Raw genomic sequence first — 24,842 nt, 5'->3', positions numbered from 1 at the left:
GGCTGGCGTCAATCCTTGCGATAAAGACTGCCGAGTGGCTTTTTCAGGAGGCTCTCGCGCAGCGACGGGCGCGTATCGGCCGGCGGGGGACCACTTTGCGTCTGCATCTGGAAACCGGCTCGGCGCAAGTCGTTGACGGCACCAGAGGCGCTGTCCATCCTCTCCGGGTTTTGTGGCGGTGGCGATGTGCGTCCGGGCAACATGTCCGGGCGGTAAGGCTCATAGCCCTCCGTTGCGGGTGTTCCCAATTCTCGCTTCCAGCGATCGATGTCGTCTGCTTCTCCGGGCACCACCGGCGATTCCGGCAGATCGGAAAATGCCGCTTCGACGCTTTGCTGGAAGCCGGTGATGACTGGCCTCGCTGTGGCCCGCATGCGGGTAACAATACTGTTGAGGTCGACGGTATCGGGTGTTTCGTGGGGCGCGTGGCTGACCGTGCCGCTCGCCTTCGGCAATTTGATTGCCGGCACACGGTCGAAGCGCATGCGCATCGGCACACCCACCGCCTCGCCGAAGGCGATGGCTTCACCATTGCCGATGGAAGAAAGAAAGCTGGTGGTGGAGGCCGAGGCGTTGGGTACGGCCGACAGAATGATCTTCTGGTCGATCTCGTTTGACAGCCGCATGGCGAAAACGGTCGAGCATTGCGACAGGATGGTCTGATCCAGCTCGCTTGGCCGCTGGCTGATGACGCCGAGCGAAATGCCGTATTTGCGGCCTTCCTTGGCGATCTGGGCGATCGACTGTCGGGTCGGGAAAAAGCCGCGCTCGGGGTCAGCCGGAACATAACGGTGGGCTTCTTCACAAACCACAAGCATATGCAGCGACCCGCGCGCCAGCACCGCCAGCTCGAACGACATGCGGCAGAGAACGGAGACCACCGAGTTCACCACCTCGGAGGGAATGCCCGAGAGCTGGAACACTGAAATCGGCTTGCCTTCGCCGGGAATACGGAAAATATGCGCCACCGTCTCCAGAATGGTGTCGCTGATCGTATTGCTGGAGAACATGAAGTTGTGGCGCGGATCGTTGATGGCTGAGAGGATGCGGCCTTTCAGGGAGCGGAGCGCCGGCTTTTCGCCGCGCCCTTCCAGCCGTCCGATACGCTCATCGATAGAAGCCAGCAGATCGGCCATGCGATAGGGCACCGGCGAATCCGGTGTGATCGCGCTCTTGTCGGAGGTGCGGCGGACGGCGGAACCATCCGTACCGCGAAATGCCTTTTTTGCCTCGGGTATGACTTCACGCAGAACGTCCATCTCTTCCGGCACAGGCTTGCGGCCACGGAAAACCACTTCCGCGAATTCCTCAAGGCGCATCAGCCAGAAGGGAAGGTCGAGCGTATCGGTATCGATGACAACCGAATGATCGGGAAAAGCGGCTGCAAATTCGTTGTGCGGATCGAGAATGAGGACGCGCAGTTTCGGGTCCGTCGCGATCGCCTTGTTCAAGAGCAGTGAAACCGCAGTCGTCTTGCCGACCCCGGTAGAACCGACGACGGCGAAATGCTTCGAAAGCATCTGCGGAATATTGATGGCCGCGCCGATCGTATCATCCTGCGTCAGTTTGCCGATGATGCAGCTGTCACGCTTGCTGCTGTCGTAGATCTTGGCAAGGTCGCCGGTGCGGATGCGATGGGCCACGGCGCCGAGATAGGGATAACGGGAAATGCCGCTGGAAAACCGTTCGCTGCCATCGTCGGTGCGATAAACCTCTCCCATCAGTTCCACGTCGATCAGCAACCTGTTCGACCTGTCCGAGGACCATTGTCTTTCATCGGTGCGCATGGCGAAGACCAGTGCCGCGACACGGCTCGTTCCCATTTCGATGGAGATCAGGCGTCCGACGGACCAGAGTTGCGCAACATCGGTGGAACCCGGCTCCGTTTCCGCGGCGATGGTGGCATGGGCGCCGTCGCAGGCGATGACGCGGCCAAGCATGCGGTCTGCCGGTTGCAGAGCGGATCGCCGTTCGGTTTCGTCCACGCCGGACGCTCTATGAAACTCGTTATTATTCACATCTTATCCCGGGACATGCGGATGATCGCGGTGGTTCGGGCAGTACCTGCGCCCTCGATAATAAAAGATTATATTTAACAACAGGTGTATCAATTGCGTTCGAAAATTTCGTCGATTGGCGCTTTTACGTAATAAAAGAAGCGGTCGCCGATTTTTTCCGCAATATGCGTTGACGGCTGGGGCTTTTGTGGCTAACACTCCGGCCCATGAAAAATCTTAACGTACTTATCGTGGTGGGACGGCGCATGGGCAGGATGGTGTAACCATCCGGCGAAAGCACCCATGCGCTGAACGAGGCTCCTTAAGGGGCCTTTTTTTATGTCTTCAAACAGGCCCTCGGGCTCCTCGATATCCAAAGCCAAAGCGGGATGGAAACAGGCAATGACGGATAAGGACAATACGGAAAACAGCAATCGCATGACAGGTGCGGAGATTGTTCTCAAGGCGCTGAAGGACAATGGCGTCGAGCACATCTTCGGTTATCCCGGCGGCGCCGTTCTTCCGATTTATGACGAGATTTTCCAGCAGGAAGACATTCAGCACATTCTCGTGCGCCATGAGCAGGGCGCCGGCCATGCGGCCGAAGGTTATGCCCGCTCCACCGGCAAGGTCGGTGTCATGCTCGTCACGTCAGGCCCCGGCGCCACCAATGCGGTGACGCCGCTGCAGGATGCGCTGATGGATTCCATTCCGCTCGTCTGCCTTTCCGGCCAGGTTCCGACATCGCTTATCGGTTCGGATGCGTTTCAGGAATGCGATACCGTCGGCATCACGCGCCCCTGCACCAAGCACAATTGGCTGGTCAAGGACGTTAACGAGCTGGCGGGCATCATCCATGAAGCCTTCCGCATCGCGCAGACGGGTCGTCCCGGTCCCGTTGTTGTCGATATTCCGAAGGATATCCAGTTCGCCACCGGCACCTACACGCCGCCTTCCGCTGCCGTTCAGCAAAAAAGCTATAAGCCGAAGGTCCAGGGTGACCTCAATGCCATTAACGCTGCCATCGAACTGATGTCCAAGGCGAAAAAGCCGGTTTTCTACACCGGCGGCGGCGTCATCAACTCCGGCCCGGAAGCGACCCGGCTGCTGCGCGAACTGGTCGAGCTGACCGGTTTCCCGATCACCTCGACCCTGATGGGTCTCGGCGCTTATCCGGCTTCCGGCAAGAACTGGCTCGGCATGCTGGGCATGCACGGTTCTTACGAAGCCAACATGACGATGCATGATTGCGACGTCATGGTCTGCGTCGGCGCGCGTTTTGACGACCGGATTACCGGACGCATCAACGCGTTTTCGCCGAATTCGAAAAAGATCCATATCGACATCGATCCGTCCTCGATCAACAAGACCGTGCGCGTCGATGTGCCTGTTATCGGTGATGTCGGCCATGTTCTGGAAGATATGGTTCGCCTGTGGCGCGCTTTGCCGAAGAAGCCGGAGAAAGCCCAGACGGCGGACTGGTGGTCGCAGATCGAGCGCTGGCGTGCGCGCAATTCCTTCGCCTATAAGAACTCGAAAGATGTCATCATGCCGCAATATGCCTTGCAGCGGCTTTATGAGGCATCGAAGGGACGCGACACCTATATCACCACCGAAGTTGGCCAGCACCAGATGTGGGCGGCGCAGTTCTTCGGCTTCGAGGAGCCCAATCACTGGATGACCTCGGGCGGTCTCGGCACCATGGGTTACGGCCTGCCGGCGGCCATCGGCGTGCAGGTCGCGCATCCGGAAGCGCTGGTCATCGATATCGCCGGTGACGCCTCGATCCAGATGTGTATCCAGGAAATGTCCTGCGCCATCCAGTACGGTCTGCCGGTGAAGATTTTCATCCTCAACAACCAGTATATGGGCATGGTGCGGCAGTGGCAGCAATTGCTGCACGGCAACCGTCTGTCGAACTCCTATACCGAAGCCATGCCTGATTTCGTCAAGTTGGCGGAAGCCTATGGCGCGGTCGGTATGTATTGCGACGACCCGAAGGAGCTGGACGACAAGATCGCCGAGATGATCGCGGTCAACAAGCCTGTCATCTTCGATTGCCGCGTCGCCAATCTTGCCAATTGCTTCCCGATGATCCCGTCTGGTAAAGCCCATAACGAGATGTTGTTGCCGGATGAGGCGACGGATGAAGCGGTTGCCAACGCCATTGATGCCAAGGGCCGTCAGCTAGTCTGAGCCGGGAGAGGAAAAGGACATGAACGCACACCTACAACCCACCGGCTCCGCCTATTTCATCCAGAAGGAAACGGCTGCCGTCGAAAATCACACGCTGTCGGTTCTCGTCAGCAACGAGCCGGGCGTCCTTGCCCGGGTCATTGGCCTGTTTTCTGGCCGGGGCTACAACATCGAAAGCCTGACGGTTTCGGAAACGGAACATGAAGCGCATCTGTCGCGCATCACCATCGTGACGCGCGGCACCCCCATCGTGCTGGAGCAGATCAAGGCGCAGCTGGAACGCATCGTGCCGGTGCACCGGGTTCTCGACCTCACCGTCCGCGCCCGCGAACTGGGGCAGGAGAGGCCGATCGAGCGCGAAGTGGCGCTTATCAAGGTCGCCGGCACGGGTGAAGTGCGCGCAGAAGCACTGCGCCTTGCCGATGCGTTTCAGGCCAAGGTGGTGGATGCGACTGTCGAGCATTTCATCTTCGAAATCACCGGCAAGTCGTCGAAGATCGACCAGTTCGTCGCCATCATCAAGCCGCTCGGCCTGATCGAGATCTGCCGCACGGGTATTGCCGCGATGAACCGTGGTTCGCAGGGGATGTAATCTCTGCATTCACAATATGTATTCTGACCATCGAAGCCCGCGGTTCGCCGCGGGTTTTTTTATGGGTTTTCGCGCAGGGAATCTATATTCAACCATATGGTTGACTTTTCGGATTGACGCGCTATATTCAACAACATGGTTGAATTATCTGTTCCACAACTCGACACTGTCTTTCATGCTCTTGGCGACGCGACGCGGCGCACGATGCTGCGGGATCTTTCTTTTGGCGAACGAACGGTAAGCCAGTTGGCCGAGCCATTCGATATTTCGCTTGCCGCAGCCTCCAAGCACATCAAGGCACTGGAGAATGCCGGGCTTATCCGCCGTGAGGTGAAAGGGCGTACCCACGTGTGCCGTCTTGCGCCGGAGCCTCTGGCGCAGGCGCATGAATGGCTGGGCTTCTACCGGCAGTTCTGGAACAGCCGTCTCGATATTCTTGAGCAGATGCTCCGGGAGGATGATCAGGGGAAAACCCCTGCAAATGGAGGAAATGACAATGGCTGATATCGCAATACCTGACACCTATGGCCGGCTCGTGGAGCCTGCGACCCTGAAGATCGAACGGCTGTTGCCGGGACCGATTGAGCGGGTGTGGGCCTATCTGACACAAAGCGATCTTCGCCGCCGCTGGCTGGCATCAGGCGAAATGCGGCTGGCGCCCGATGCACCCTTCGAACTGGTCTGGCGCAATGACGAGCTTTCCAATCCACCCGGCCACCGTCCGGAAGGCTTTTCCGAAGAGGAAAAGATGGCGTCCCGCATCATCACTGTTGTTGTGCCGCATCGCCTCGTCTTCAGTTGGGGTGAGGGTGCAGAAGTGTCGATCGAACTCCAGTCTCTCGGCAGGGAGGTGCTTCTGACGCTTATTCATAGCCGGCTTTCGGATCGGAAGAGCAAGCTCGATGTCAGCTCCGGCTGGCACGCACATCTCGATATTCTCGCTGACCGCCTTCAGGAAAAGGAGCCTGGACCCTTCTGGGATGCATGGCTGAAACTGAGAAAAGAGTATGAGCAGCGCATAGGCTCATAAACTACATCAGGCTTGAACGGCGCGGCTGGTCCGCGCCGTTCAAGGGGGAGCTGTAGCGCGGTGGCCCCGGTTCTCACGTTCTGATTCAACCGCCTCAGCGCCCGATTCCGAAAAGTCTCTTAACCCCTTGCTGCGTCAGAGCATTTCCAGTGCCGTCTTGCGCGTTGGCGGCGGGAAGGCGGCGTCGAGGGCGGTCCAGTCTTCGTCACTTATTTCAAGATCGGTCGCGCCGCGATTTTCTTCCACACGGGAGGCGCTGGCGGATTTCGGGATGGCGATGACGCCGTCTCTTTCCAGCAGGAAGGCCAGCGCCAGTTGCGCCGGGGTCGCCTGATAGGCCTTGGCGATGCGGATGAGTTCGTGGTTTTTCAGGATGCGGCCCTGCTCTATGGGGGAATAGGCCATCAGCGGTACACCGCGCTCCTGGCACCATGGCAACAGCGAAAACTCGGGGCCGCGCCGCGACAGGTTGTAAAGGACCTGATTGGCGGCGCAGTTTTTGCCATCGGGCACGGCGAAAAGCTCTTCCATGTCGTCGGTATCGAAATTGGAGACGCCCCAGTCATCTATCTTGCCGTCGCTCTTCAGTCTTTCGAAAGCCGCCACGGTTTCGCTCAGCGGGTGCTCGCCGCGCCAGTGCAGCAGATAGAGATTGATATGATCGGTGCCGAGCCTTGCAAGGCTGCGCTCGCAGGCCTCCGCCGTGCCTTTAGCGCTGGCGTTCCACGGGTATACCTTGCTGACCAGAAACACGTCGTCACGGCGGCCGGCAATTGCCGTGCCGACCACCTCTTCGGATCGGCCATCGGCATACATTTCGGCAGTATCGACCAGCGTCATGCCGAGATCGATCGCCTTGCGGATGCTCTCGACCTCCTGAGGCGCGGACGATCTGTTTTCTCCCATGTTCCAGGTGCCAAGGCCAAGGGCTGGAACCTCTTTTCCGGATGGCAGGGTAACGGAAGGAATGTCGTCATACATTGTTTCGCTCCAGCGGTTGTCGGGGGAGAATAACCCCTTGTGCCGACTTCTCAAACCCGGCACGGGAGGGATCGATCCATCAAAAAAATTGACCCCGGCCATCGGTCTGCCGGGCTGGTTTGATAGTGGTCGGGTGGCTAGGGTCTCTTTCACAGGAGAGATCATGACTGTTGAAACCTTAGCTGCACTGGTGCTGTTTGCCTTCACCACCTCCATCACGCCCGGCCCGAACAATATGATGTTGTTTACGTCAGGCGTGAATTTCGGGTTCCGCCGCACCATCCCGCATATGCTGGGTATCGGCGTGGGGTTCCTGTCGCTTTTGATCGGGGTCGGTTTCGGCCTTGGTGCGGTGCTGCATTCGGTGCCGTTGCTCTACACCGGGCTGAAATTCGCCGGCGGGCTTTATCTCGTCTGGATCGCGTGGAAGATCGGCACTTCCCGCAGCCTGAATGAAGGGGCCGCCGCATCGCAGCCGATGGGCTTCCTTGCCGCCGCAGCCTTTCAGTGGGTCAATCCGAAGGCCTGGGTGATGGCGGTGACGGCGATGGCGACCTATACCAACGAGGCGCAATATTTCGTCACCGTTCTGGTGGTTGGCGTGGCCTTCGCCGCCGTCAATCTTCCCAGCGTGTCCACCTGGGCGGGTTTCGGCTCCGCGCTGCGCGACTGGCTGTCCGTGCCGATCCGGCTCAAATGGTTCAACATCACCATGGCCGTGCTGCTCGTCATCAGCCTCTGGCCGATGCTGAAATAACAGTCTTTACGTCGGGAATTGCCGATAACATTCCTCGGCGATCGCCTGCACCTCGTCGCGTGTGAGTTCGGCCGACACGGCGTAACCCAGTTCGTTGTCGATCCAGTAGAAAGTCTCGATGCCGTCGGCGCTGGCCATGCGGAAACTGGTTGTGCGGTTTTCCTCGTTGTGGCCGATCAGTACCGTGACCCGGCGGCCGGTCTTGTCCTGATACATCAGCATCGCGCCCGGCTTGCCGCTGACGGGAATGAGGCGCCCGCCGACGAGGTCGTATCCGATCTTGGAAAGATCAGGGATCGCAAAGGGATAGCCGAGCCGCTTACCGAGCCATGTCGCGAGATGCTGCTGCTCTCCCGCGCCAACCTCGACGGGGTGGCGCACTTCGCTCGCATAGATGAGATAGGCGGATTTTGCCTGTGCCGGAATATCCGTCGTCAGCGACGCCAGCGTCACATCCTGCGGTGTGGAGACTGATGGCGGCAGAAGCCTGCCGGCCGCGGCGCCCGCCGCGAAGATCATGAGGGCTGCTGCCGTTTTGAGGAGCGCCGGTCTCAGTCGCCAGGCGCGGTCCGGTTTCGGTGGGCTGAGCATCGATGCGTCGTGCGGATGGGCGGCGGCATAGGAAGCGAAGGCATTGCGAAGAATGTCGGCCTGCTGTTTCCAATCCTGCACGCGGGCCTGCTCTTCAGGTCTTTCTGCGAGCCACGCCTCGACAGCCGCGCGGTCGTCGTCGGAAAGAAGCCCGTCGACATAGGCGTGCAGGTCGTCTTCGGTTATGGCATCGGGCCGTTTCATCGTGGTCTCCGCAGGGGAATGATATTGTCCGCCGCCAGCTGCTGGCGAAGGGTTTCGCGGGCGCGGGACAGTCTGGACATGACGGTGCCGAGCGGGATCGATAGCGTTTCGGCCGCCTCCTGATAGCTGTAGCCTTCCACCGTCACCAGCATCAAAACCGCCCGCATGTCGGGTGAAAGAAGGGCGAGCGCGCCGTGCAGCCGATCGTTCTCCAGCGTATCGGACAGCTGATCGGTGACGGCGATGGTCTCATGGCCGTCAAGGCTCTCGGACGGATGGCGTTTCTCGGCGCGGTGGCGGTTGCGATAAAGATTCGTCATTATCGTGTAAGCCCATGATTTCAAACCCGTTCCGCGCCATTGCCTTTTATTGATAAGCGCTTTTTCCACGCAGTCCTGCAAAAGGTCTTCGCCATCTGCATCCGAGCGGGAAAGGCTGCGGGAATAACGGCGCAGCATGGGTATCAGCGCCAGAACCTCCGCTTCGAAGGTGCCGGCTGCGGGGGAGACGCTCCCCCGCGTTTTGCCATTCATGCCATCAGGGTTTTGCGGCATCCCATACACCGTTCATACCGTCACCGGTGGCGTCGCCTTTTTTCATGTCCTTGGCCCAGTAATAGAGCGGCATGCCGTCCTTGGCCCATTGCATCTTGCCGTCCTTGCGCGTCACGGTCGTATAGGCCCCCTCGGCCTTGTCGCCCATGGCTGCGAAAAACGGCGGCCAGTTCACCGCGCATTTGTCATAACAATTGGATACGCCCTTCTTGTCGTTCTTGAAAGTGTAGAGCGTCATGCCTTTTTCGCCGGCAAGTACATTGCCTTTGTCGGTCTTGACCGTTTCGACCGCCGGGGCCGCATAGGCCGTTCCGGCAAAAGCCAGAATGAGGGCGGGAACGATAAAGCGGATCTTCATGGACATATCCTCCTTGGTTCGGGCGGGCTTTGCCGCCAACAGATCAAGAGACACCGCAGCCGGCGGGTTTATTCCCTGTCGCGACACGATTTTTGCGATTTTAAAACTTATCCATTGAGCTAAGTATTTTATCGTGATAGTTAGCCTTATGGAAAACTATTCAGACGCGCTCGACGATATCTTCCAGTCTCTTGCCGATCCGACCCGCAGGGCGGTGATCCTGAGGCTGGGCGGTGGGGAGGCGAGCATCGGAACGCTGGCCGAACCTTTCGACATGGCTTTGCCGTCGTTCATGAAACACATTCGCCAGCTGGAAGAGGCCGGGCTGATCGTGACCCGCAAGCAGGGCCGAGTGCGGTTCTGCGCGTTGGAGAAACAGCGGTTTTCCATGCTTGATGGCTGGCTGTCGCAACAGCGCGCCATCTGGGAAGGCCGCACGGACCGGCTCGAACAATTCGTCATGGCGCAACAGGATAGAGCGTCAAGCAAAGGGGAGAATGACCAATGACCGAAACTTTCAATCCCGATCTCGACCTGAAGATTTCACGTATCATAAGGGCGCCGCGCCGGCTTGTCTGGAATGCGTGGGTGGACAAGACCAGCCTTGAACAATGGTGGGTGCCGCATCCCGGCCAGTGCCGGGTTGAAAAAATGGAGCTTCACCCCGGCGGCGCGTTCGAGACGCGCTACAGCGAGGATGGCACGATATTCGGCGACCATATCAGCGGCTGTTTTCTGGCGGTGGATGATGGGGAGCGTCTGGTTTTCACCGATGCCCTGACGGCGGGCTTCCGCCCTTCCGCCCAACCGTTTCTCACCGCCGTCATGCAATTTCGCGATCATCCCGAGGGCATGGAGTATGTGGCCTATGCCATGCACAGAAACCCCGGGGATCGCGATAAGCACGCGGAGATGGGGTTCTTCGACGGTTGGAACACGGTTGCGGACCAGCTGGCGCAGCTTGTCGAAAAGCAGGCGGCCCATTGAACGGTATCAGCCGAATAGAGGAATATCCGGCTTGTTGAGCATCAGCCAGATGATGCCGAGGACCGCGAAGAAAGCGGGGAAACCGCAGGCGAACCAGATGCGGTAAAGGCGGAACCATTGCGCCGGCAGGGCCTGTCCCGTGGCGGCGCAGTCTCGGGCGATATTGCGCAGCTGAATCTGTATCCACACCACCGGCAGCCAGAAAATGCCGGTGAAGACATAAAGACAAAGCGAAAGGGCGATCCAGCCTTCGGTCAGCGGCCAGCCGATGATGCGCGCCAGAAAATAGCCGGTAACCGGCTGGATGATCGCCGCCGTGGCGGTGAAGATCGTATCGGCAATCACAACGGTGCCCGCCACATGGGCGATTAGTGCCGGGTTTGCCGTTCGCCGCGCCATGACCATGAAAAATGCGATGCCTGCGCCGGTGCCGAACAGCACCGTTGCGCCGATGACATGGGCGAGCCGCAGCAGTTCCTCGAGCGTCATCAGCGTTCATCCAGCGTGGCGAAGGCAACAAGCGTCAGGGCGATGGAAGGCAGGACCTTGACGAAGGGGCCGAGCGGATCGATCCACAGGCCCGGTTCCAGCAGGCTGCCACCGGCGAGGTAAGCCGCGCTGACGAGCAGCATGCCGACAAGCGCCTTTTTCGCGAGCGGCCGCAACAGGACGGTAACGCCGAGGGCGATATCGATGAGGCAGGTGGCGAGTGTGAGGGGCACGGCCAGTGACTGCGGCATGAAAGGCAGAAAATGCGCTGCTGCTCCATTGATGTTCAGCAGCGGCACGAGGCCGGACAGCAGCCAGAATAAAGACAGGCAGAGGATGACCAGCGGTTTGAGCAGATATGATCTGGCAAACCACAGGTCCTGCACGCCGGAGGGGTGGGCGGCCAGCGTCTGCGTCAGGGTCTTGAGCGACAACGTCCTCGGTCGCGCCTCACCCTCCGTCACAATGCCTTCCGACATGACCCTCATGGCGGTTGAACGCAGCGGCGAGCGCCAGCCGAGCACGCCCGCGGCATCCGCCACAAGGCTGACGGGACGCATGAAGGCCGCGGGAAGGTTTATGACAGGGGCAGGGGACAGGCCGAGCCACTGCCGGTGGGTGACGACCACGTCCCGCAATGTCAGTGCTTCCCCGGCAGCAAGTTCGAGATCGCTGCCCGCCGGAATTTCACCATCGATCGCCGCGTTGACGGCTGCCGCCACATCCTCGACCGCGACCGTGCGAACCGGCATCGTGCCGCTCACGAGTGGCAGCATGAGCGGAAAGCTGGCAAGCGCGCGCACCAGTGCCGTGCCGCCATGGGCATTGCGCCCGACAACCAGGGCAGGGCGAAGAATGACGTAAGACAGGCCGCTTGCGGCCAGTGCCGCGTCCGCGTGGCGTTTGGTCGCGAGAAAGGGCAGGTCGGCTGCGGCTCCCGCCGTGCGGGCCGATATCTGGATGAGCAGCCTGCCGCCCGCCTGCGCCGCCGCCTCGTAAAGCGCCAGCATGGCTTTTTCCTGTGTCGCGGCAAGGTCGTCCGAAAGACCGTCCTGAAGCGCGCCAGCGCAATTGACGATGGCGTCATGATCCCTGACCAGCGCATCCCAATTTCCTGGGTGCGTCATGCGGGCGAGATCGGCGGAAATCCAGTTCGCGAAAGGCCACTTGTCTTTGGCGCGTCCGACGGAGCGTGCCAGCCCGGTGACTGCGTGACCTCTGCCGTGGAGGCTACGCATTACCTCCGAACCGATGAAACCTGTCGCGCCGAGAATCAATATCTTCATACGCGGCATGATAGCCGTCGTGGTTTAAAAACCAGCCGTGTTTTATTGCCGCATTCTGGCGGCGCGATTCATCTTTCGTTCTTTTTCTGTTGCGCATGAGGCTCGAATCCTGCGATGAGGGCGCATGTTATTTTCACCGCAACAGGACGAAGCGCTCAAGGCTGTTTCCCGCTGGCTGAAGGAAGGCCGGACGCCGGTTTTCCGGCTGTTCGGTTATGCCGGAACGGGCAAGACGACGCTTGCCAAACATTTCGCGGAAAATGTCGATGGCGAAGTGCTGTTTGCGGCCTTCACCGGCAAGGCGGCGCAGGTGCTGCGCTCACGCGGGGCAACCAATGCCCGTACCATCCATTCGCTGATCTATCGTCCGCGCGGTGAAGAAACGGTGGAAGACGAGGAGACCGGCAAGACCTCGGTGGCGCCGATGTTTTCCATCAACCGCCAGAGCCCGCTTGCCAAGGCGGCACTGATCATCATCGATGAATGTTCGATGGTGGATGAACAGCTTGGCAAGGATCTGATGAGTTTCGGCACGCCGATCCTCGTGCTTGGCGATCCAGGGCAGTTGCCGCCGGTATCGGGCGGCGGTTTCTTCACCGAGCAGGAGCCGGATTATCTTCTCTCGGAAATCCACCGTCAGGCCAAGGACAATCCCATCATCCATCTTGCCATGGATGTGCGCGAGGGCCGCGAGATCATGCGCGGCGATTATGGTTCCGCGCAGGTGATCTCGAAGTCAGAAGTGACGCAATCGCTGGTGCTGGAAGCCGATCAGGTGTTGGTCGGCACCAATCGCACGCGCCGCCGTTACAATCAGCGACTTCGCGAACTGAAGGGTTTTTCGGCGGATTATCCGCAATCGGGTGACAAGCTGGTATGCCTCAGGAACGATCCGGCCAAGGGCTTGCTGAACGGCTCGCTCTGGCAGGTCATGAGTTCGTCGCGCGAGACGGTGAAGCCCGGCATCAACCTGATGATCCGGCCTGAAGATGACGATATGGATCGCGGTGCGGCCAAGATCAAATTGCTGAAGGCGGCGTTCGAGGATGTCGAGACCGAAATTCCGTGGTCGACCCGCAAGCGTTATGACGAATTCGATTTCGGCTATGCACTGACCGTGCACAAGGCGCAGGGTTCGCAGTGGAACAATGTAGTTCTTTTCGACGAGAGCTATGCATTCCGGGATTCACGTGAGCGTTGGCTTTACACAGCCATTACCCGCGCGGCCGAGACGCTTACGATCGTTCGTTGAGATTGGGCATTGGCTCGATCTCCTTGTCTGCGCATTGTCCGCGCGGAAAATCGCTATGCACTTTTCCTCGACAGGCTTTTATGCGCGGATAACACCCAGCAGGACTGCCTTGGCGACCGCCTGAAAGCGGTTGCTGGCACTGAACTTGCCGATGATCTTCGCCTCAAGCGCATTGAGATCGCTGCCCGAAAGGCCAAGAGCCCGGGCGAGACGCACCGGCGCATAACCTTCCGCCATCAGTTCCAGACATTTCCGTTCGGTATCGGTGAGGGCTATGTCCTTGGCCGGACCGCGTTCAGCACCGTCGAAGCCGTCCGCATCGCTATCGATGACGAGCAATTCCTCGATCTGCTGTGCCTGACGCTGAAAGGTTTGAAAGCTCGGCCGTCAACTCTCTCTTCCGCTGTCTCAGCGCGACGTGGAATATGTCGTCTGCCTCTTCCTGCGACAGGGAGCGGACGAGTTTTTCCATGATCTCGGTAATGGCGGCAACCGAAATGCCGACTTCGCGGCAGACATTGATGACGGCCATGCGCTGGACGTTGCGGTGGGTGTAGACCCGCATCTGGCCGATGCGCTTCGAGGTGAGCAGCGCCTTTTCTTCGTAAAAATGAAGCGTTCGGTGGGTCACTCCGAAGATATTGGCCATATCGGCAATGGGTACCGGTTCGGCGGGCAGGGAAGAGGGCAGGCTTATGTCAGGTAAAAAGCTGCTGAGCCTTAGATTGGGTTTGTCCTCGTCGCCGTGTTCAAACGGCATACGGCCATCCTGCATTGTTTCCCCCTTTGCGCTCTTTGGCGGCGTGCCTGGTTTTAAAAGACCTCCGTTGCTTGTTCCCCCGCAACGGTCTGTCTTCTGATCAAGACATCATGCCAAATGCTACATAAGAACCGTAACGTGTATTGTGTGTTTTCGTTCCCGTGTTCCAAAAAATTTTATCGGCCTCCTTGCGGTCGGCGTCAACCTGCGTGAAACAGGATGCAGATTCCGAACCGGAGCCCGACGCCATGCCCGCAAAACTTTCCGTCAATCTCAATGCAATCGCCATGCTGCGGAACCGCCGCGATCTTCCGTGGCCGGATGTCGCGCATTTCGGGCAACTGGCACTCGCTGCGGGTGCAAGCGGCCTGACTGTACACCCTCGTCCCGATCAGCGCCATATCCGCTTTTCAGACCTGCCGGTGCTACGCGCTCTGATCGATGACAGCTTCCCCAAGGCTGAATTTAACATCGAAGGCTATCCGACCGAAGATTTTCTCGTTCTTTGCGAAAAGACGCAGCCGGAGCAGGTAACGCTTGTGCCTGACGATCCCTCGCAGGCGACATCAGACCATGGCTGGGATTTCCGGAAGCACGGCGTTTTCCTGAAGGAAGTGGTTGAACGCCTGAAGGCCGGTGGCATGCGGGTTTCGCTGTTCGCCGATGGTGACGGGGAACGCGAGCCGGTGGAACTGGCGGCTGCGACAGGTGCGGCGCGTATCGAACTTTACACCGGCCCCTATGGCGGCTGCTTTGACGATCCGCAAAAGGGCGAGGCGCTTCTCGAAAAGCTCGGACAGACGGCGGATCATGCGAGAGCGCTCGGACTTGCTGTCAATGCAGGCCACGATCTGACTGTCGCAAATCTGCCCATGCTGATGAAACGCATTCCTTATCTGGCCGAGGTTTCCATCGGCCACGGGCTGACGGCGGATGCGCTGGAATATGGCATGGCTGAAACAGTCCGGCGTTTTTGTCAGGCCTGCGGTCAGCCTATTTCATAACCAAAGTCAATTTTTTCGCCTATGCTTTGCCTGCGCATGCTCCGTGCGCGAGCTTTTGAAGGCAGAGACATATGCAAGAACATCATGTTGTCGTCGTGGGTGGAGGCTTCGGCGGTTTGCAACTGGTACATGGGCTGGAGGGGGCCCCTGTCCGCATTACACTGATCGATCGCCGCAACCATCACCTGTTCCAGCCATTGCTTTATCAGGTTGCAACGACAGCTCTCGCGACATCTGAAATCGCCTGGCCGATCCGCCATCTCTACCGCGACCGCAAGGAGGTGACGACCCTGCTTGCGGAGGTGACCGGCATAGACCGGGCGGCGCGGACCGTGCATCTAAGTTCGGGTCAGGTGATCGGTTTCGATACGCTGGTGCTGGCCACCGGCGCGCGCCACGCCTATTTCGGCCGCGACGAGTGGGAGCGTTCCGCCCCCGGCCTCAAGACGCTGGAAGATGCGACGACAATCCGCCGCCGCCTGCTTCTGGCTTTTGAACGGGCCGAGCTTGCCACCAGCGAAGAGGAACGGCAGGCGCTGCTGACCTTCGTCATCATCGGCGCAGGCCCGACGGGCGTGGAAATGGCTGGTATGATCGCCGAGCTTGCTCACAAGGCGCTGCCGCCGGAATTCCGCAATGTCGACACCCGGCAGACCCGCGTGCTGCTTGTCGAGGCCGGACCCCGCGTCCTGCCGGTTTTCACTGAGGATCTTTCTGCCTATGCCAAGGAGGCGCTTGAAAAGCTCGGCGTTGAGGTTCTGCTCGGCACGCCGGTGACGGCCTGCACCGATGAGGGCGTGACGGTGGGCGAGACCTATTATGCCTGCCGCACCGTTGTCTGGGCCGCCGGCGTGCAGGCGTCTCCCGCCGCGAAGTGGCTGGATGCCACTGCCGACCGGGCGGGACGCGCGATTGTCGGGCCGCATCTCAACCTGGAAGACGATGCTGATATCTTCGTCATCGGCGATACGGCTGCCGTCAATCAGGAAAACGGCAAGCCGGTGCCGGGCATTGCGCCCGCGGCAAAACAGCAGGGCGCTTATGTTGCAAAGGTGATCAGGGCGCGGCTCGACGGCAAACCCTTGCCGGCACCGTTCCGCTACAGCCATCAGGGCAATCTCGCCACCATCGGTAAACGTGCGGCGGTGATCGATTTCGGCAGGTTCAAGCTGAAGGGCGTGCTGGCGTGGTGGATTTGGGGCCTTGCCCATATCTACTTCCTGATCGGAACACGTTCGCGGCTTGCCGTGGCATGGAGCTGGCTGTGGATTTATCTGAGCGGGCAGCATAGCGCGCGGCTGATTACCCAGAAAGAGACGCTGAAGGACGAGGCCTGAAGCGAAGGCGGAAAGGGCGGCAAATCAACGCCGCTCCCTGTCCTGAGGGTGACAATCTCTCCGTCGTCATGCTCGGGCCTGTCCCGAGCATCTGCAAGGTATCGAATTGACGAGGCGTTGGCAGATCCTCGGCACAAGGCCGAGGATGACGTCGCGTGGAAGGAAAGGTTTGCCCCAATCAAAAGGCGGGAAGCAACTGCTCCCCGCCTTTTTCTGATCACGACGTCGATTTGACGCCCATCACGCGTCGAGCGACGCCATATCGATGACGAAGCGGTAACGCACGTCGCTCTTCAGCACGCGCTCATAGGCTTCGTTGACGTCCTGGATGTTGATCGTCTCGATCTCCGAGACGATGTTGTGCTCGCCGCAGAAATCCAGCATTTCCTGGGTTTCCTTGATCGAACCGATCATCGAGCCGGAGAGGTTCTTCGCACCGAAGATGAGCGCGAAGGCGTGGACCGGGATCGGATGTTCCGGTGCGCCAACGACGACCATGCTGCCCTTGGGCTTCAGGAGGCCGAGATAGGCATTCCAGTCGATGGCGACGCCGGCCGTGCAGATGATCAGGTCGAAAGTGCCGGCCAGCTTCTCGAAGGTCGAGGCGTCGCTGGTGGCGTAATATTCCTTCGCGCCGAGCTTCAGGCCGTCTTCCTTCTTCGACAGCGTCTGGGAGAGAACGGTGATATCCGCACCCATGGCTGCACCGAGCTTGACGCCCATATGGCCGAGGCCGCCCATGCCGACAATCGCGACCTTCTGGCCGGGACCGGCATTCCAGCGGCGCAGCGGCGAATAGAGCGTGATGCCGGCGCACAGAAGCGGCGCGGAAGCGTCGAGCGGCAGGTTGTCCGGGATAGACAGGACATAACCTTCCTTGACGACGATGGAGTCGGAATAACCGCCATGGGTTGCGGTCTTCGTGAACGGATCGACGTCATTATAGGTCTGGACGAGGCCGGGCATATAATGCTCGTTGTCGAGATCGCGGGTGGCGCAACCGACGCAGGAATCGACGAAGCAGCCGACGCCGACATGGTCGCCGACCTTGAACTTCGTGACCTTGGAGCCGACGGCTTTCACGACGCCGGCGATTTCATGGCCGGGAACGATGGGGTAGACGGCGTTCTTCCATTCGTTGCGGACGGTGTGGATGTCCGAGTGGCAGATGCCGGCATATTTGATATCGATGACAACGTCGTCATCGTTCGGCTCGCGGCGTTCGAAGGTGAACGGGGTAAGCGGCTTCGACGCATCGGTCGCAGCGTAACCTCTAGCAATAGCCATCTGAATATCCTTTCGGGGGTTGGGGACGACGGAATATGCGATGGAAGCGCGACAGGGCGTTAGAGCGATCCTCCAGCCTTTTTGCACGATCCTGCAAAAATATGCGGGCGCGCTCTTTGCGCAGACGCAGAGGCTTTCTAGATAAAAGGCATCAGACGCATCTCTTCCTTCAGTTAAGGGATTTCCCCTATGTCCTTGCCGTTCAATGTCTATCAGGAGATCGCCTCCATTGCCGCGCGGCACGCCACCAGCGAGGGCGAGGTGCAGACGGCGATCGGATCTCTCGGCATCAGCCGGCGCACGACGCCGAGTGCGCCATGCCACGGCAGCTATCGCCCGTGTCTTGCCATGGTGATCCAGGGGTCGAAAAGCGTTCAGCTGGGAACGGACACTATCAATTATGGCGCGGGTGACTATCTCCTGACCTCGCTTGACCTGCCGGTTGCATGGCGGGTGGTGGAGGCGAGCAGGGAGGTTCCGCATTTCTGCATCGCGCTTGCCATCGACAGTGAAAAGCTGCTCGATCTCATGCGCCGCGTCCCCATCGATCCGCCCGCTGAGCCGGCGAATGCGCAGCGCGGCATCGTCGTCAATACCGCCACACCGGAACTTCTCGATGCGGCTATCCGCCTGTTGCGCCTGCTCGACCGCCCGGCAGACATCGCGGCCATGGCGCCGCTGATCGAACAGGAAATCCTCTACCGCATCCTGACCGGACCGGCGGGCGGGCAGTTGATGAACATCATCGCGGCTGGCAGCCATGGCAACCGCATCGCCCGCGCCATTGCCTGGCTGCGCGAGAATTTCGCACGCCAGCTGCGTATCGAGGATCTGGCCGATCATATCGGCATGAGCGTCTCGTCCTTCCACCATCACTTCAAGACGATCACGGCCATGACGCCGGTTCAGTACCAGAAACAGCTGCGGCTGCATGAGGCGCGGCGGCTGATGCTGCTGGAGCGGCTGGATGCGGGCACCGCCGGCCATCGCGTCGGATATCAGAGCCCATCGCAGTTCAGCCGTGAATATAGCCGTTTCTACGGGTTATCGCCGTCGCGGGATATCGATGCATCGCGGGAGATCAGCGCGGCTGGGTAGAGTCGTTCTTTGGGACAGTGGTTCATTAACAGCGGACTGAGGTGCGTGGGGCTTACCCCCCTCTGCCCTGCCGGGCATCTCCCCATCAAGGGGGGAGATCGGCAGGAGGCCCTACCGTCGCTCCATTCGCAAACGTTGAGATGGGCGAGACCAAACCACGAGTCGATCTCCCCCCTTGAGGGGGAGATGCCCGGCAGGGCAGAGGGGGGTAAGCCCCACGCACCTCGGTCCGCTACCCACGCAAAATTCCCTGGAGGTTCACCTCAAGCTTGCAGTCATACTCCGGGGCAGCACGTCAATTCTCATCCTCCCCTGAAGAATCCGCTTGACCCTAACGCTGCCTCCGCTTAAATGGCGCTCGAACCGTACCGTACGGTACATTAATCGAGCCTCTGGAGTGGAAAAGACTTGGCTTCCGACCCGATCACAGCGCAGGAATTTTCGCCGCGCCAGAACGCCGTTCTGGACCAGGCATTGCGTCTTCTGGTCGAGGGCGGAGAGAAAGCGCTGACGACATCCGGTCTGGCGCGCGCGGCCAACTGTTCCAAGGAAAGCCTCTATAAATGGTTTGGCGACCGGGACGGTCTGCTGGCGGCGATGATCACCTTTCAGCAGAGCAAGGTGCGCACCTTCGAGAAGGCGGGCGACCGCGTCTCCGCGCCGCAGCTGGCCGATCATCTCGAAGTTTTCGCGCATGATCTGCTGGACGTTCTGGCGGGCGATGTGTCGCTGGCGCTCAACCGTCTGGCGATAGGGCAGGCGAGCCGCGACGGTTCCAAGCTCGGCGATCTGCTTCTCGAACGCGGCCGTCGCCAGATCGACCGTCGCGCCCGCGGGCTGATCGAGGCGGGCCGCCGTTCCGGCTACCTGCGTTTCGATGATGCCGAAGAGGCATATCGCAGTTTTTACGGCCTCATCGTTTCGGATCTGCATGTGCGCATGCTGCTGGGCGAGGCGCCGGACAAGGATTTTTCCGGCCGGGCGAAGAAGGCGGTCGTCGCCTTTCTGACCCTCTACGGCACGGAAAAGGTACATTCGGAACTCAGCGGCAAACCCGCCTGACATTCCGGTTCAGACAACTGAGAGACAAGCATTAGGGAAGGACCATAAAATGCGCGTTTATTATGATCGTGATGCCGATCTCAATCTCATCAAGTCCAAGAATGTCGTCATCGTCGGTTACGGCTCCCAGGGCCGCGCCCATGCGCTGAACCTCAAGGATTCCGGCGCCAAGAACGTCGTCATCGCTCTGAAGGCCGGTTCGCCGACCGTCAAGAAGGCCGAAGCCGACGGCTTCAAGGTCATGACCGTTGCCGAAGCTGCCAAGTGGGGCGACCTCCTGATGATGGCGACGCCGGACGAACTCCAGGCCGACATCTACAAGGCCGACATCGCCGGCAACATCCGCGACGGCGCAGCGATTGCTTTCGCACACGGCCTCAACGTTCACTTCGGCCTCATCGAGCCGAAGGCGTCGCTCGACGTCGTCATGATCGCACCGAAGGGCCCTGGCCACACGGTTCGCGGCGAATACCAGAAGGGCGGCGGCGTTCCTTGCCTCGTTGCCGTTCACCAGAACGCTTCCGGCAATGCGCTTGAACTCGCTCTCTCCTACGCCTGTGGCGTTGGTGGCGGTCGTTCGGGCATCATCGAAACCAACTTCAAGGAAGAGTGCGAAACTGACCTCTTCGGCGAACAGGTCGTTCTGTGCGGCGGTCTCGTCGAGCTCATCCGCGCCGGTTTCGAAACGCTGGTCGAAGCCGGTTACGCACCGGAAATGGCCTATTTCGAATGCCTGCACGAAGTGAAGCTGATCGTCGACCTGATCTATGAAGGCGGCATCGCCAACATGAACTACTCGATCTCCAACACGGCCGAGTGGGGCGAATACGTCACCGGCCCGCGCATCATCACTGCCGACACCAAGGCTGAAATGAAGCGCGTCCTGCACGACATCCAGACCGGCAAGTTCACCTCCGAGTGGATGCAGGAATGGAAGGCCGGCGGCGCCCGCTTCAAGGGCATTCGTCGCAACAACGACGCCCACCAGATCGAAGAAGTCGGCGCCAAGCTGCGCGGCATGATGCCCTGGATCGGCAAGAACAAGCTGGTCGACAAGGCTGTCAACTAAGCTTCATTGTTTGGTGGAAGATATGGAGGCCGGAGCGAAAGCTCCGGCCTTTTTCGTTCTGGGGCAAACTACGTAACCTTGACTTTCGTCGTCGAATGCGTACATAAATCTGTACATATTTCCAAAAGGCGGCTTCTATGGCAAATGTGCGATTTACGGAATTCCGTCAGAACTTCGCGACCCATTTCGACCGGGTTCTTGAGACGCGGGCGCCCCTGCTGGTTACCCGGCAGGGTAAGGAAGCCGTGGTGGTTCTCGCTGAAGGTGAATATGAGAGCATGCAGGAAACGTTGCATCTGCTTTCCAACCCTGCAAACGCCTCACGGCTTCGCAATTCCATGCAGGAGCTTGAACGTGGAAATACAGTCGAGCGGGATCCGACCGAAGAATGAAGCTCGTCTGGAGCTTGAGTTCGTGGGACGATTATGAGTTCTGGCAGAGAACCGATGCCCGCATGGTCGAGAAAATCAACGACCTTATTCGAAATGCCAAACGCACACCCTTTTCAGGGCTTGGAAAGCCGGAGCCCTTGAAGGGCGACATGGCCGGTTACTGGTCGCGGAGAATTACCGGCGAGCATCGCTTTGTCTATCGGGTGTCCGGGTCTGGAAGCGAGCAAAAGCTGGAGATTATTCAGTGCCGCTTCCATTACCAGTAGCCGCTTACTTCGGCTGGATAACGCCCTTCGTCAGCAGAAAGCAGCCGTAAAACCGCGTCTCGCCAGTGGTGATGACGCAATAGGCCTGCTTGGCTTTTTCGTAAAAAGCGAAACGCTCGATACCGTACATCGGCGCGGATTTTCCTTCCGCCGCGTCGATTTCCTTCTGCACCTCGGCCTGCACCGGCTCCAGCTGATCGGGCGCGCCCATCACTTCCATGCGCCCGACCGAGGGCTGCAACGGCGTGTCGAGCGGCAGCACTGACAGGATTGCCTTCATGGCGCGGGCGGCCGAGACATTGTCGATATGCAGCACCTTGCCGACCGTCGTGTGGCGGGCAACCGAATCGGACGGGAAATTGGTGTCCGATATCACCAGCGTATCGCCGTGACCCATGGCGCGCAGCGCGTGCAGAACATCGGCATTCAGCGCCGGGTCGATATTTTTCAACATGTGTTCGAACTCCCATCATGGTCACGCCATTTGCGGCACTGCCGCGCAATCCAGCCGGAAATGCGTGTGGCGTCAATCTCAAACGGAAGATTGTTAAGCTTTACCGGAGGGTGTATCTGGCTTTGTCCGGAAAAACGGCCGCGAATGCGAGGCTGTGGCGGACACCGTGCAGGGAGGCAGAAATAATTCGAAAAACTGATAAGTCAGTATTGCTGACATATCGACATTTCTGTAAAGATGCACGCATAAAAACGACACAAGAGGAAACGTACCCATGCTTGATTGGGAACAAATTTTCGCCACGCGCTCTTCGCGCATGAAAGCGTCTGAAATCCGTGAGCTGCTGAAGCTGCTCGAGCAGCCCGATATCATTTCCTTTGCCGGTGGCATTCCGGACCCGGCTCTTTTCCCCGCAGAGGAATTCCAGCAGGCTTATGCGGAAATTTTTTCCGGTGCGCAGGTCAATGCAGCGCTGCAATATTCGGTGAGCGAGGGTTACAAGCCGCTGCGCGAATGGCTGGCGGGCGAGATGGCCGACATCGGCATAGACTGCACCGCCGACAACGTTTTCATCGTTTCCGGCTCGCAGCAGGGTCTCGATTATCTCGGCAAGCTGTTCCTGTCGCCGAAGGATACGGCACTGGTCACCTGGCCGACCTATCTCGGCGCGCTCTCCGCCTTCAACGCCTACGAGCCGAATTACGATCAGCTCAATCCCGGCGGCAACCGCACGCCAGAGGCTTATCGCGAAACGGCTGCCAAGCTTGGCGGTGCGGTGAAATTCGCCTATCTCTCGGCCGATTTCTCCAACCCCACCGGCGAAACCGTTGATCTGGCCGGCCGCGAGAAGGTTCTGGCGCTGGCAGACGAGCTGGATATCGCCGTCATCGAAGACGCCGCCTACCAGTCGCTGCGTTACGATGGCGAGGCTGTTCCGCCGATCATGGCGCTCGACATCGCCCGTTCGGGCGGCATCGAGAACACCCGCACCATCTATTGCGGCAGCTTTTCGAAGACGCTCGCGCCGGGCCTTCGTGTCGGTTACATCGTCGCTTCCGCGCCTGTGATCCGCAAGCTGGTGCTGATGAAGCAGGCCGCCGACCTGCATTCCTCGACCATCAACCAGATCGCCATCGAACGCGTTGCCTCGCGTGGCTTCGACAGCCAAGTCGCCAAGATCAAGGCCGCCTATAGCGCCCGCCGTAATGCGATGCTGGCCGCGCTCGACAAGTACATGCCGAAGGGTACACACTGGACAAAGCCGGAAGGCGGCATGTTCATCTGGGTGACGCTGCCTGAGGGTATGGATGGGGCCGCGCTGCTGGCGAAATCCATCGCCACGGAAAAGGTGGCCTTCGTTCCCGGCCGTGCTTTCTTTGCGGATGGCTCGGGTACGAACACGTTGCGCATCAGCTTCTCCTGCGCCAATGAGGCGATGATCGAAGAGGGTATGAAGCGGCTTGGCCGGTTGATTACGACGGCACAGGCGGAAACGGGCGAAGTGCTTCCGGCGATCTGAGGGCGCGTGGCTTTCGGTAGCGGTGGAGGTTGTGGCGTTACCCCCTCTGTCCTGCCGGACATCTCCCCCACAAGGGGGGAGATCAGCAAGACGTTCTCCCGCCACTTCATTCTAAAGCGTTGAGATGGGCGAAATCTCGCCGCAGATCGATCTCCCCCCTTGAGGGGGAGATGCCCGGCAGGGCAGAGGGGGGTAAACTGCGGGCGATAAGGGAGCATTGTTACTCTCAATCCCGACGGCCCCAAAAGATCATCCCCCAAAAATCCTGCCTGTCACATACATGTTATGCAATCATGTTTTAGCGGTCCCACCAACAACAGGGACTGGACCCATGAAAACGCTGCTCTCCGCTTTCACCGCCATCGTATCGCTCGGCTTCATCGCCACCGCTGCCAATGCTGCCGATCTGGTGCTCTATACCAGCCAGCCGAACGAGGACGCGCAGGCGACCGTTGATGGTTTCAAGGCCGCCAATCCGGGTCTCGAAGTCGAATGGGTGCGTGACGGAACGCCGAAGATCATGGCGAAGCTGATGGCCGAGATCAGCGCCGGCAATCCGGTTGCCGACGTGCTGTTGATCGCGGATACCGTGACGCTCGAGCGCATGAAGCAGGCTGGCCAGTTGCTGGCCCACAAGTCTGCCGAAGCCAAGAACATCGACGCTTCGCTTTATGATGCGGACGGCTTTTATTATTCCACCAAGCTCATCACAACAGGCATCATGTACAACACCGCTGCCGCAATGAAGCCGACGAGCTGGAAGGATCTGGCCAAGGCTGAAGCCAAGGGTCTCGTGACGATGCCAAGCCCGCTGACCTCGGGTGCTGCGCTGATCCATGCGCAGACGCTCGCTGCTGCCGATGGTCTCGGCTGGGACTATTACAAGCAGCTGAAGGCCAATGAAGCCATTGCCGGCGGCGGCAACGGTGCGGTTCTGAAGTCGGTCGCTTCGGGCGAAAAGGCCTATGGCGTGGTCGTCGATTACATGCCGATCCGCGAGAAGGCCAAGGGCGCACCGGTCGAGTTCGTCTTCCCGGAAGAGGGCGTTTCCGCCGTCACCGAACCGGTCGCGATCATCAAGGGCACCAAGCACGAGGAAGCGGCGAAGAAGTTCGTCGATTACGTGCTTTCTGAAAAGGGCCAGCAGGGCTTCGTCAAGCTCGGTTACATCCCTGTTCGTGCCGATGCCGGCATGCCGGAAGGTTTCCCGGCTCGTGACAAGATCAAGGTTCTGCCGCTCAGCGCCGCTGATGCGCTGAAGAACTCCGAACAGGACCTGAAGACCTTCTCCGATGTTTTCGGCTCCAAGGGCTGATATAG

At 59.5% G+C, this 24,842-nt stretch carries 26 protein-coding genes and 1 pseudogene; 17 read left to right on the top strand and 10 right to left on the bottom strand.

The window, feature by feature from the left end:
* Positions 1-8: 8 nt before the first annotated feature.
* Entirely contained in the window at positions 9-2,018 is a 2,010-nt protein-coding gene (locus AKG12_RS04500) for an ATP-binding protein (RefSeq protein ID WP_082178708.1), read from the bottom strand.
* Positions 2,019-2,399: 381 nt separating this feature from the next.
* Between AKG12_RS04500 and AKG12_RS04495 the strand changes: the two genes are divergently transcribed.
* The 4 genes from AKG12_RS04495 to AKG12_RS04480 all read left to right on the top strand — a co-directional run bounded on the left by AKG12_RS04495 (position 2,400) and on the right by AKG12_RS04480 (position 5,815).
* The gene (locus AKG12_RS04495; protein ID WP_046798110.1) at positions 2,400-4,193 is read left to right on the top strand and encodes an acetolactate synthase 3 large subunit; all 1,794 of its coding nucleotides are present in this window, start codon (positions 2,400-2,402) and stop codon (positions 4,191-4,193) included.
* 19 nt (positions 4,194-4,212) lie between these two features.
* Complete coding sequence (ilvN, locus tag AKG12_RS04490) at positions 4,213-4,785, top strand: acetolactate synthase small subunit (protein WP_003507555.1); 573 nt, start codon at positions 4,213-4,215, stop codon at positions 4,783-4,785.
* Between the two features lie 135 nt (positions 4,786-4,920).
* Complete coding sequence (locus tag AKG12_RS04485) at positions 4,921-5,289, top strand: ArsR/SmtB family transcription factor (RefSeq protein ID WP_046798434.1); 369 nt, start codon at positions 4,921-4,923, stop codon at positions 5,287-5,289.
* The gene (locus AKG12_RS04480) at positions 5,282-5,815 is read left to right on the top strand and encodes an SRPBCC family protein (protein WP_052817976.1); all 534 of its coding nucleotides are present in this window, start codon (positions 5,282-5,284) and stop codon (positions 5,813-5,815) included. Before AKG12_RS04485 ends, AKG12_RS04480 begins: the two co-directional genes overlap by 8 nt.
* A gap of 135 nt (positions 5,816-5,950) precedes the next feature.
* Here the strand turns inward: AKG12_RS04480 and AKG12_RS04475 are convergent, their stop codons facing one another.
* Positions 5,951-6,796 carry an aldo/keto reductase gene (locus AKG12_RS04475; protein WP_046798112.1) on the bottom strand — a complete coding sequence of 282 codons (846 nt, stop codon included), beginning with the start codon at positions 6,794-6,796 and terminating at the stop codon, positions 5,951-5,953.
* 163 nt (positions 6,797-6,959) lie between these two features.
* Between AKG12_RS04475 and AKG12_RS04470 the strand changes: the two genes are divergently transcribed.
* The gene (locus AKG12_RS04470) at positions 6,960-7,553 is read left to right on the top strand and encodes a LysE family translocator (protein ID WP_052817975.1); all 594 of its coding nucleotides are present in this window, start codon (positions 6,960-6,962) and stop codon (positions 7,551-7,553) included.
* A gap of 6 nt (positions 7,554-7,559) precedes the next feature.
* Here AKG12_RS04470 and AKG12_RS04465 read toward each other — a convergent pair whose 3' ends face one another.
* From AKG12_RS04465 to AKG12_RS04455, 3 genes are read right to left on the bottom strand one after another with little or no spacing between them, the layout of a single operon-like run.
* Positions 7,560-8,348, bottom strand: coding sequence for an anti-sigma factor family protein (locus AKG12_RS04465; protein ID WP_046798114.1), 789 nt, complete (start codon positions 8,346-8,348; stop codon positions 7,560-7,562).
* Positions 8,345-8,902: an RNA polymerase sigma factor gene (locus AKG12_RS04460; RefSeq protein ID WP_046798115.1), complete on the bottom strand. Its 558-nt coding sequence runs from the start codon at positions 8,900-8,902 to the stop codon at positions 8,345-8,347. Before AKG12_RS04460 ends, AKG12_RS04465 begins: the two co-directional genes overlap by 4 nt.
* Positions 8,886-9,266: a COG4315 family predicted lipoprotein gene (locus tag AKG12_RS04455; RefSeq protein WP_080841959.1), complete on the bottom strand. Its 381-nt coding sequence runs from the start codon at positions 9,264-9,266 to the stop codon at positions 8,886-8,888. The genes AKG12_RS04460 and AKG12_RS04455 overlap by 17 nt, the downstream gene beginning before the upstream one ends.
* Positions 9,267-9,408: 142 nt before the next feature.
* On the opposite strand from AKG12_RS04455, the gene AKG12_RS04450 reads away from it, so the two are divergent.
* Positions 9,409-9,768 (top strand): ArsR/SmtB family transcription factor, encoded by a 360-nt coding sequence (locus AKG12_RS04450; protein ID WP_046798117.1) that lies wholly within the window; start codon positions 9,409-9,411, stop codon positions 9,766-9,768.
* Positions 9,765-10,247: an SRPBCC family protein gene (locus tag AKG12_RS04445; RefSeq protein WP_052817974.1), complete on the top strand. Its 483-nt coding sequence runs from the start codon at positions 9,765-9,767 to the stop codon at positions 10,245-10,247. The genes AKG12_RS04450 and AKG12_RS04445 overlap by 4 nt, the downstream gene beginning before the upstream one ends.
* Positions 10,248-10,253: 6 nt before the next feature.
* On the opposite strand, the gene AKG12_RS04440 is transcribed toward AKG12_RS04445, so the two are convergent.
* Positions 10,254-10,736, bottom strand: a complete 483-nt coding sequence (locus AKG12_RS04440; RefSeq protein ID WP_052817973.1) for a DUF2269 family protein — start codon at positions 10,734-10,736, stop codon at positions 10,254-10,256.
* The gene (locus AKG12_RS04435; RefSeq protein WP_052818346.1) at positions 10,736-12,022 is read right to left on the bottom strand and encodes an SDR family oxidoreductase; all 1,287 of its coding nucleotides are present in this window, start codon (positions 12,020-12,022) and stop codon (positions 10,736-10,738) included. Before AKG12_RS04435 ends, AKG12_RS04440 begins: the two co-directional genes overlap by 1 nt.
* A gap of 124 nt (positions 12,023-12,146) precedes the next feature.
* Here AKG12_RS04435 and AKG12_RS04430 point away from each other — a divergent pair, with 124 nt between their 5' ends.
* The gene (locus AKG12_RS04430; protein ID WP_046798120.1) at positions 12,147-13,274 is read left to right on the top strand and encodes an ATP-dependent DNA helicase; all 1,128 of its coding nucleotides are present in this window, start codon (positions 12,147-12,149) and stop codon (positions 13,272-13,274) included.
* A gap of 78 nt (positions 13,275-13,352) precedes the next feature.
* On the opposite strand, the pseudogene AKG12_RS04425 reads toward AKG12_RS04430, so the two are convergent.
* Positions 13,353-14,049: pseudogene (locus AKG12_RS04425) on the bottom strand (MerR family transcriptional regulator).
* A gap of 233 nt (positions 14,050-14,282) precedes the next feature.
* Between AKG12_RS04425 and AKG12_RS04420 the strand changes: the two are divergent.
* Both AKG12_RS04420 and AKG12_RS04415 read left to right on the top strand, forming a co-directional pair.
* Positions 14,283-15,038, top strand: a complete 756-nt coding sequence (locus AKG12_RS04420; RefSeq protein ID WP_052817972.1) for a pyridoxine 5'-phosphate synthase — start codon at positions 14,283-14,285, stop codon at positions 15,036-15,038.
* Positions 15,039-15,109: 71 nt separating this feature from the next.
* Positions 15,110-16,375 carry an NAD(P)/FAD-dependent oxidoreductase gene (locus AKG12_RS04415; RefSeq protein WP_052817971.1) on the top strand — a complete coding sequence of 422 codons (1,266 nt, stop codon included), beginning with the start codon at positions 15,110-15,112 and terminating at the stop codon, positions 16,373-16,375.
* Between the two features lie 240 nt (positions 16,376-16,615).
* On the opposite strand, the gene AKG12_RS04410 is transcribed toward AKG12_RS04415, so the two are convergent.
* Entirely contained in the window at positions 16,616-17,662 is a 1,047-nt protein-coding gene (locus tag AKG12_RS04410; protein ID WP_052817970.1) for an NAD(P)-dependent alcohol dehydrogenase, read from the bottom strand.
* Positions 17,663-17,851: 189 nt separating this feature from the next.
* Between AKG12_RS04410 and AKG12_RS04405 the strand changes: the two genes are divergently transcribed.
* From AKG12_RS04405 to AKG12_RS04385, 5 genes are all read left to right on the top strand, one after another.
* A complete protein-coding gene (locus AKG12_RS04405; protein ID WP_052817969.1) occupies positions 17,852-18,760 on the top strand; it encodes an AraC family transcriptional regulator in 909 nt (302 codons plus the stop codon).
* Between the two features lie 408 nt (positions 18,761-19,168).
* Positions 19,169-19,822, top strand: a complete 654-nt coding sequence (locus AKG12_RS04400) for a TetR/AcrR family transcriptional regulator (RefSeq protein ID WP_046798126.1) — start codon at positions 19,169-19,171, stop codon at positions 19,820-19,822.
* A 49-nt stretch (positions 19,823-19,871) separates the two neighbouring features.
* A complete protein-coding gene (ilvC, locus tag AKG12_RS04395) occupies positions 19,872-20,891 on the top strand; it encodes a ketol-acid reductoisomerase (RefSeq protein WP_046798127.1) in 1,020 nt (339 codons plus the stop codon).
* Between the two features lie 137 nt (positions 20,892-21,028).
* Positions 21,029-21,283 (top strand): type II toxin-antitoxin system Phd/YefM family antitoxin, encoded by a 255-nt coding sequence (locus AKG12_RS04390; RefSeq protein WP_046798128.1) that lies wholly within the window; start codon positions 21,029-21,031, stop codon positions 21,281-21,283.
* Complete coding sequence (locus tag AKG12_RS04385) at positions 21,280-21,549, top strand: Txe/YoeB family addiction module toxin (RefSeq protein WP_046798129.1); 270 nt, start codon at positions 21,280-21,282, stop codon at positions 21,547-21,549. The genes AKG12_RS04390 and AKG12_RS04385 overlap by 4 nt, the downstream gene beginning before the upstream one ends.
* 4 nt (positions 21,550-21,553) lie before the next feature.
* On the opposite strand, the gene AKG12_RS04380 is transcribed toward AKG12_RS04385, so the two are convergent.
* A complete protein-coding gene (locus AKG12_RS04380; protein WP_052817968.1) occupies positions 21,554-22,003 on the bottom strand; it encodes an RbsD/FucU family protein in 450 nt (149 codons plus the stop codon).
* 274 nt (positions 22,004-22,277) lie between these two features.
* Between AKG12_RS04380 and AKG12_RS04375 the strand changes: the two genes are divergently transcribed.
* Both AKG12_RS04375 and AKG12_RS04370 read left to right on the top strand, forming a co-directional pair.
* Entirely contained in the window at positions 22,278-23,522 is a 1,245-nt protein-coding gene (locus AKG12_RS04375) for an aminotransferase-like domain-containing protein (RefSeq protein ID WP_052817967.1), read from the top strand.
* Positions 23,523-23,853: 331 nt separating this feature from the next.
* Positions 23,854-24,837, top strand: coding sequence for an ABC transporter substrate-binding protein (locus AKG12_RS04370; protein WP_052817966.1), 984 nt, complete (start codon positions 23,854-23,856; stop codon positions 24,835-24,837).
* Positions 24,838-24,842 lie beyond the last annotated feature (5 nt).

Source organism: Agrobacterium sp. SUL3 (assembly GCF_001263295.1).
GTDB classification, from domain to species: domain Bacteria; phylum Pseudomonadota; class Alphaproteobacteria; order Rhizobiales; family Rhizobiaceae; genus Agrobacterium; species Agrobacterium tomkonis.
The sequence above is the reverse complement of the archived record's forward strand: the minus strand, read 5'-3'. Positions and strand labels throughout refer to the sequence as shown.

What these genes read in the sequence shown, in the direction of transcription:
- AKG12_RS04495 (WP_046798110.1), top strand. Translation starts at nt 2,400, where the DNA reads ATGACGGATAAGGACAATACGGAAAACAGCAATCGCATGACAGGTGCG.
- ilvN (WP_003507555.1), top strand. Translation starts at nt 4,213, where the DNA reads ATGAACGCACACCTACAACCCACCGGCTCCGCCTATTTCATCCAGAAG.
- AKG12_RS04485 (WP_046798434.1), top strand. Translation starts at nt 4,921, where the DNA reads ATGGTTGAATTATCTGTTCCACAACTCGACACTGTCTTTCATGCTCTT.
- AKG12_RS04480 (WP_052817976.1), top strand. Translation starts at nt 5,282, where the DNA reads ATGGCTGATATCGCAATACCTGACACCTATGGCCGGCTCGTGGAGCCT.
- AKG12_RS04475 (WP_046798112.1), bottom strand. Translation starts at nt 6,796, where the DNA reads ATGTATGACGACATTCCTTCCGTTACCCTGCCATCCGGAAAAGAGGTT.
- AKG12_RS04470 (WP_052817975.1), top strand. Translation starts at nt 6,960, where the DNA reads ATGACTGTTGAAACCTTAGCTGCACTGGTGCTGTTTGCCTTCACCACC.
- AKG12_RS04465 (WP_046798114.1), bottom strand. Translation starts at nt 8,348, where the DNA reads ATGAAACGGCCCGATGCCATAACCGAAGACGACCTGCACGCCTATGTC.
- AKG12_RS04460 (WP_046798115.1), bottom strand. Translation starts at nt 8,902, where the DNA reads ATGCCGCAAAACCCTGATGGCATGAATGGCAAAACGCGGGGGAGCGTC.
- AKG12_RS04455 (WP_080841959.1), bottom strand. Translation starts at nt 9,266, where the DNA reads ATGTCCATGAAGATCCGCTTTATCGTTCCCGCCCTCATTCTGGCTTTT.
- AKG12_RS04450 (WP_046798117.1), top strand. Translation starts at nt 9,409, where the DNA reads ATGGAAAACTATTCAGACGCGCTCGACGATATCTTCCAGTCTCTTGCC.
- AKG12_RS04445 (WP_052817974.1), top strand. Translation starts at nt 9,765, where the DNA reads ATGACCGAAACTTTCAATCCCGATCTCGACCTGAAGATTTCACGTATC.
- AKG12_RS04440 (WP_052817973.1), bottom strand. Translation starts at nt 10,736, where the DNA reads ATGACGCTCGAGGAACTGCTGCGGCTCGCCCATGTCATCGGCGCAACG.
- AKG12_RS04435 (WP_052818346.1), bottom strand. Translation starts at nt 12,022, where the DNA reads ATGAAGATATTGATTCTCGGCGCGACAGGTTTCATCGGTTCGGAGGTA.
- AKG12_RS04430 (WP_046798120.1), top strand. Translation starts at nt 12,147, where the DNA reads ATGTTATTTTCACCGCAACAGGACGAAGCGCTCAAGGCTGTTTCCCGC.
- AKG12_RS04420 (WP_052817972.1), top strand. Translation starts at nt 14,283, where the DNA reads ATGCCCGCAAAACTTTCCGTCAATCTCAATGCAATCGCCATGCTGCGG.
- AKG12_RS04415 (WP_052817971.1), top strand. Translation starts at nt 15,110, where the DNA reads ATGCAAGAACATCATGTTGTCGTCGTGGGTGGAGGCTTCGGCGGTTTG.
- AKG12_RS04410 (WP_052817970.1), bottom strand. Translation starts at nt 17,662, where the DNA reads ATGGCTATTGCTAGAGGTTACGCTGCGACCGATGCGTCGAAGCCGCTT.
- AKG12_RS04405 (WP_052817969.1), top strand. Translation starts at nt 17,852, where the DNA reads ATGTCCTTGCCGTTCAATGTCTATCAGGAGATCGCCTCCATTGCCGCG.
- ilvC (WP_046798127.1), top strand. Translation starts at nt 19,872, where the DNA reads ATGCGCGTTTATTATGATCGTGATGCCGATCTCAATCTCATCAAGTCC.
- AKG12_RS04390 (WP_046798128.1), top strand. Translation starts at nt 21,029, where the DNA reads ATGGCAAATGTGCGATTTACGGAATTCCGTCAGAACTTCGCGACCCAT.
- AKG12_RS04385 (WP_046798129.1), top strand. Translation starts at nt 21,280, where the DNA reads ATGAAGCTCGTCTGGAGCTTGAGTTCGTGGGACGATTATGAGTTCTGG.
- AKG12_RS04380 (WP_052817968.1), bottom strand. Translation starts at nt 22,003, where the DNA reads ATGTTGAAAAATATCGACCCGGCGCTGAATGCCGATGTTCTGCACGCG.
- AKG12_RS04375 (WP_052817967.1), top strand. Translation starts at nt 22,278, where the DNA reads ATGCTTGATTGGGAACAAATTTTCGCCACGCGCTCTTCGCGCATGAAA.
- AKG12_RS04370 (WP_052817966.1), top strand. Translation starts at nt 23,854, where the DNA reads ATGAAAACGCTGCTCTCCGCTTTCACCGCCATCGTATCGCTCGGCTTC.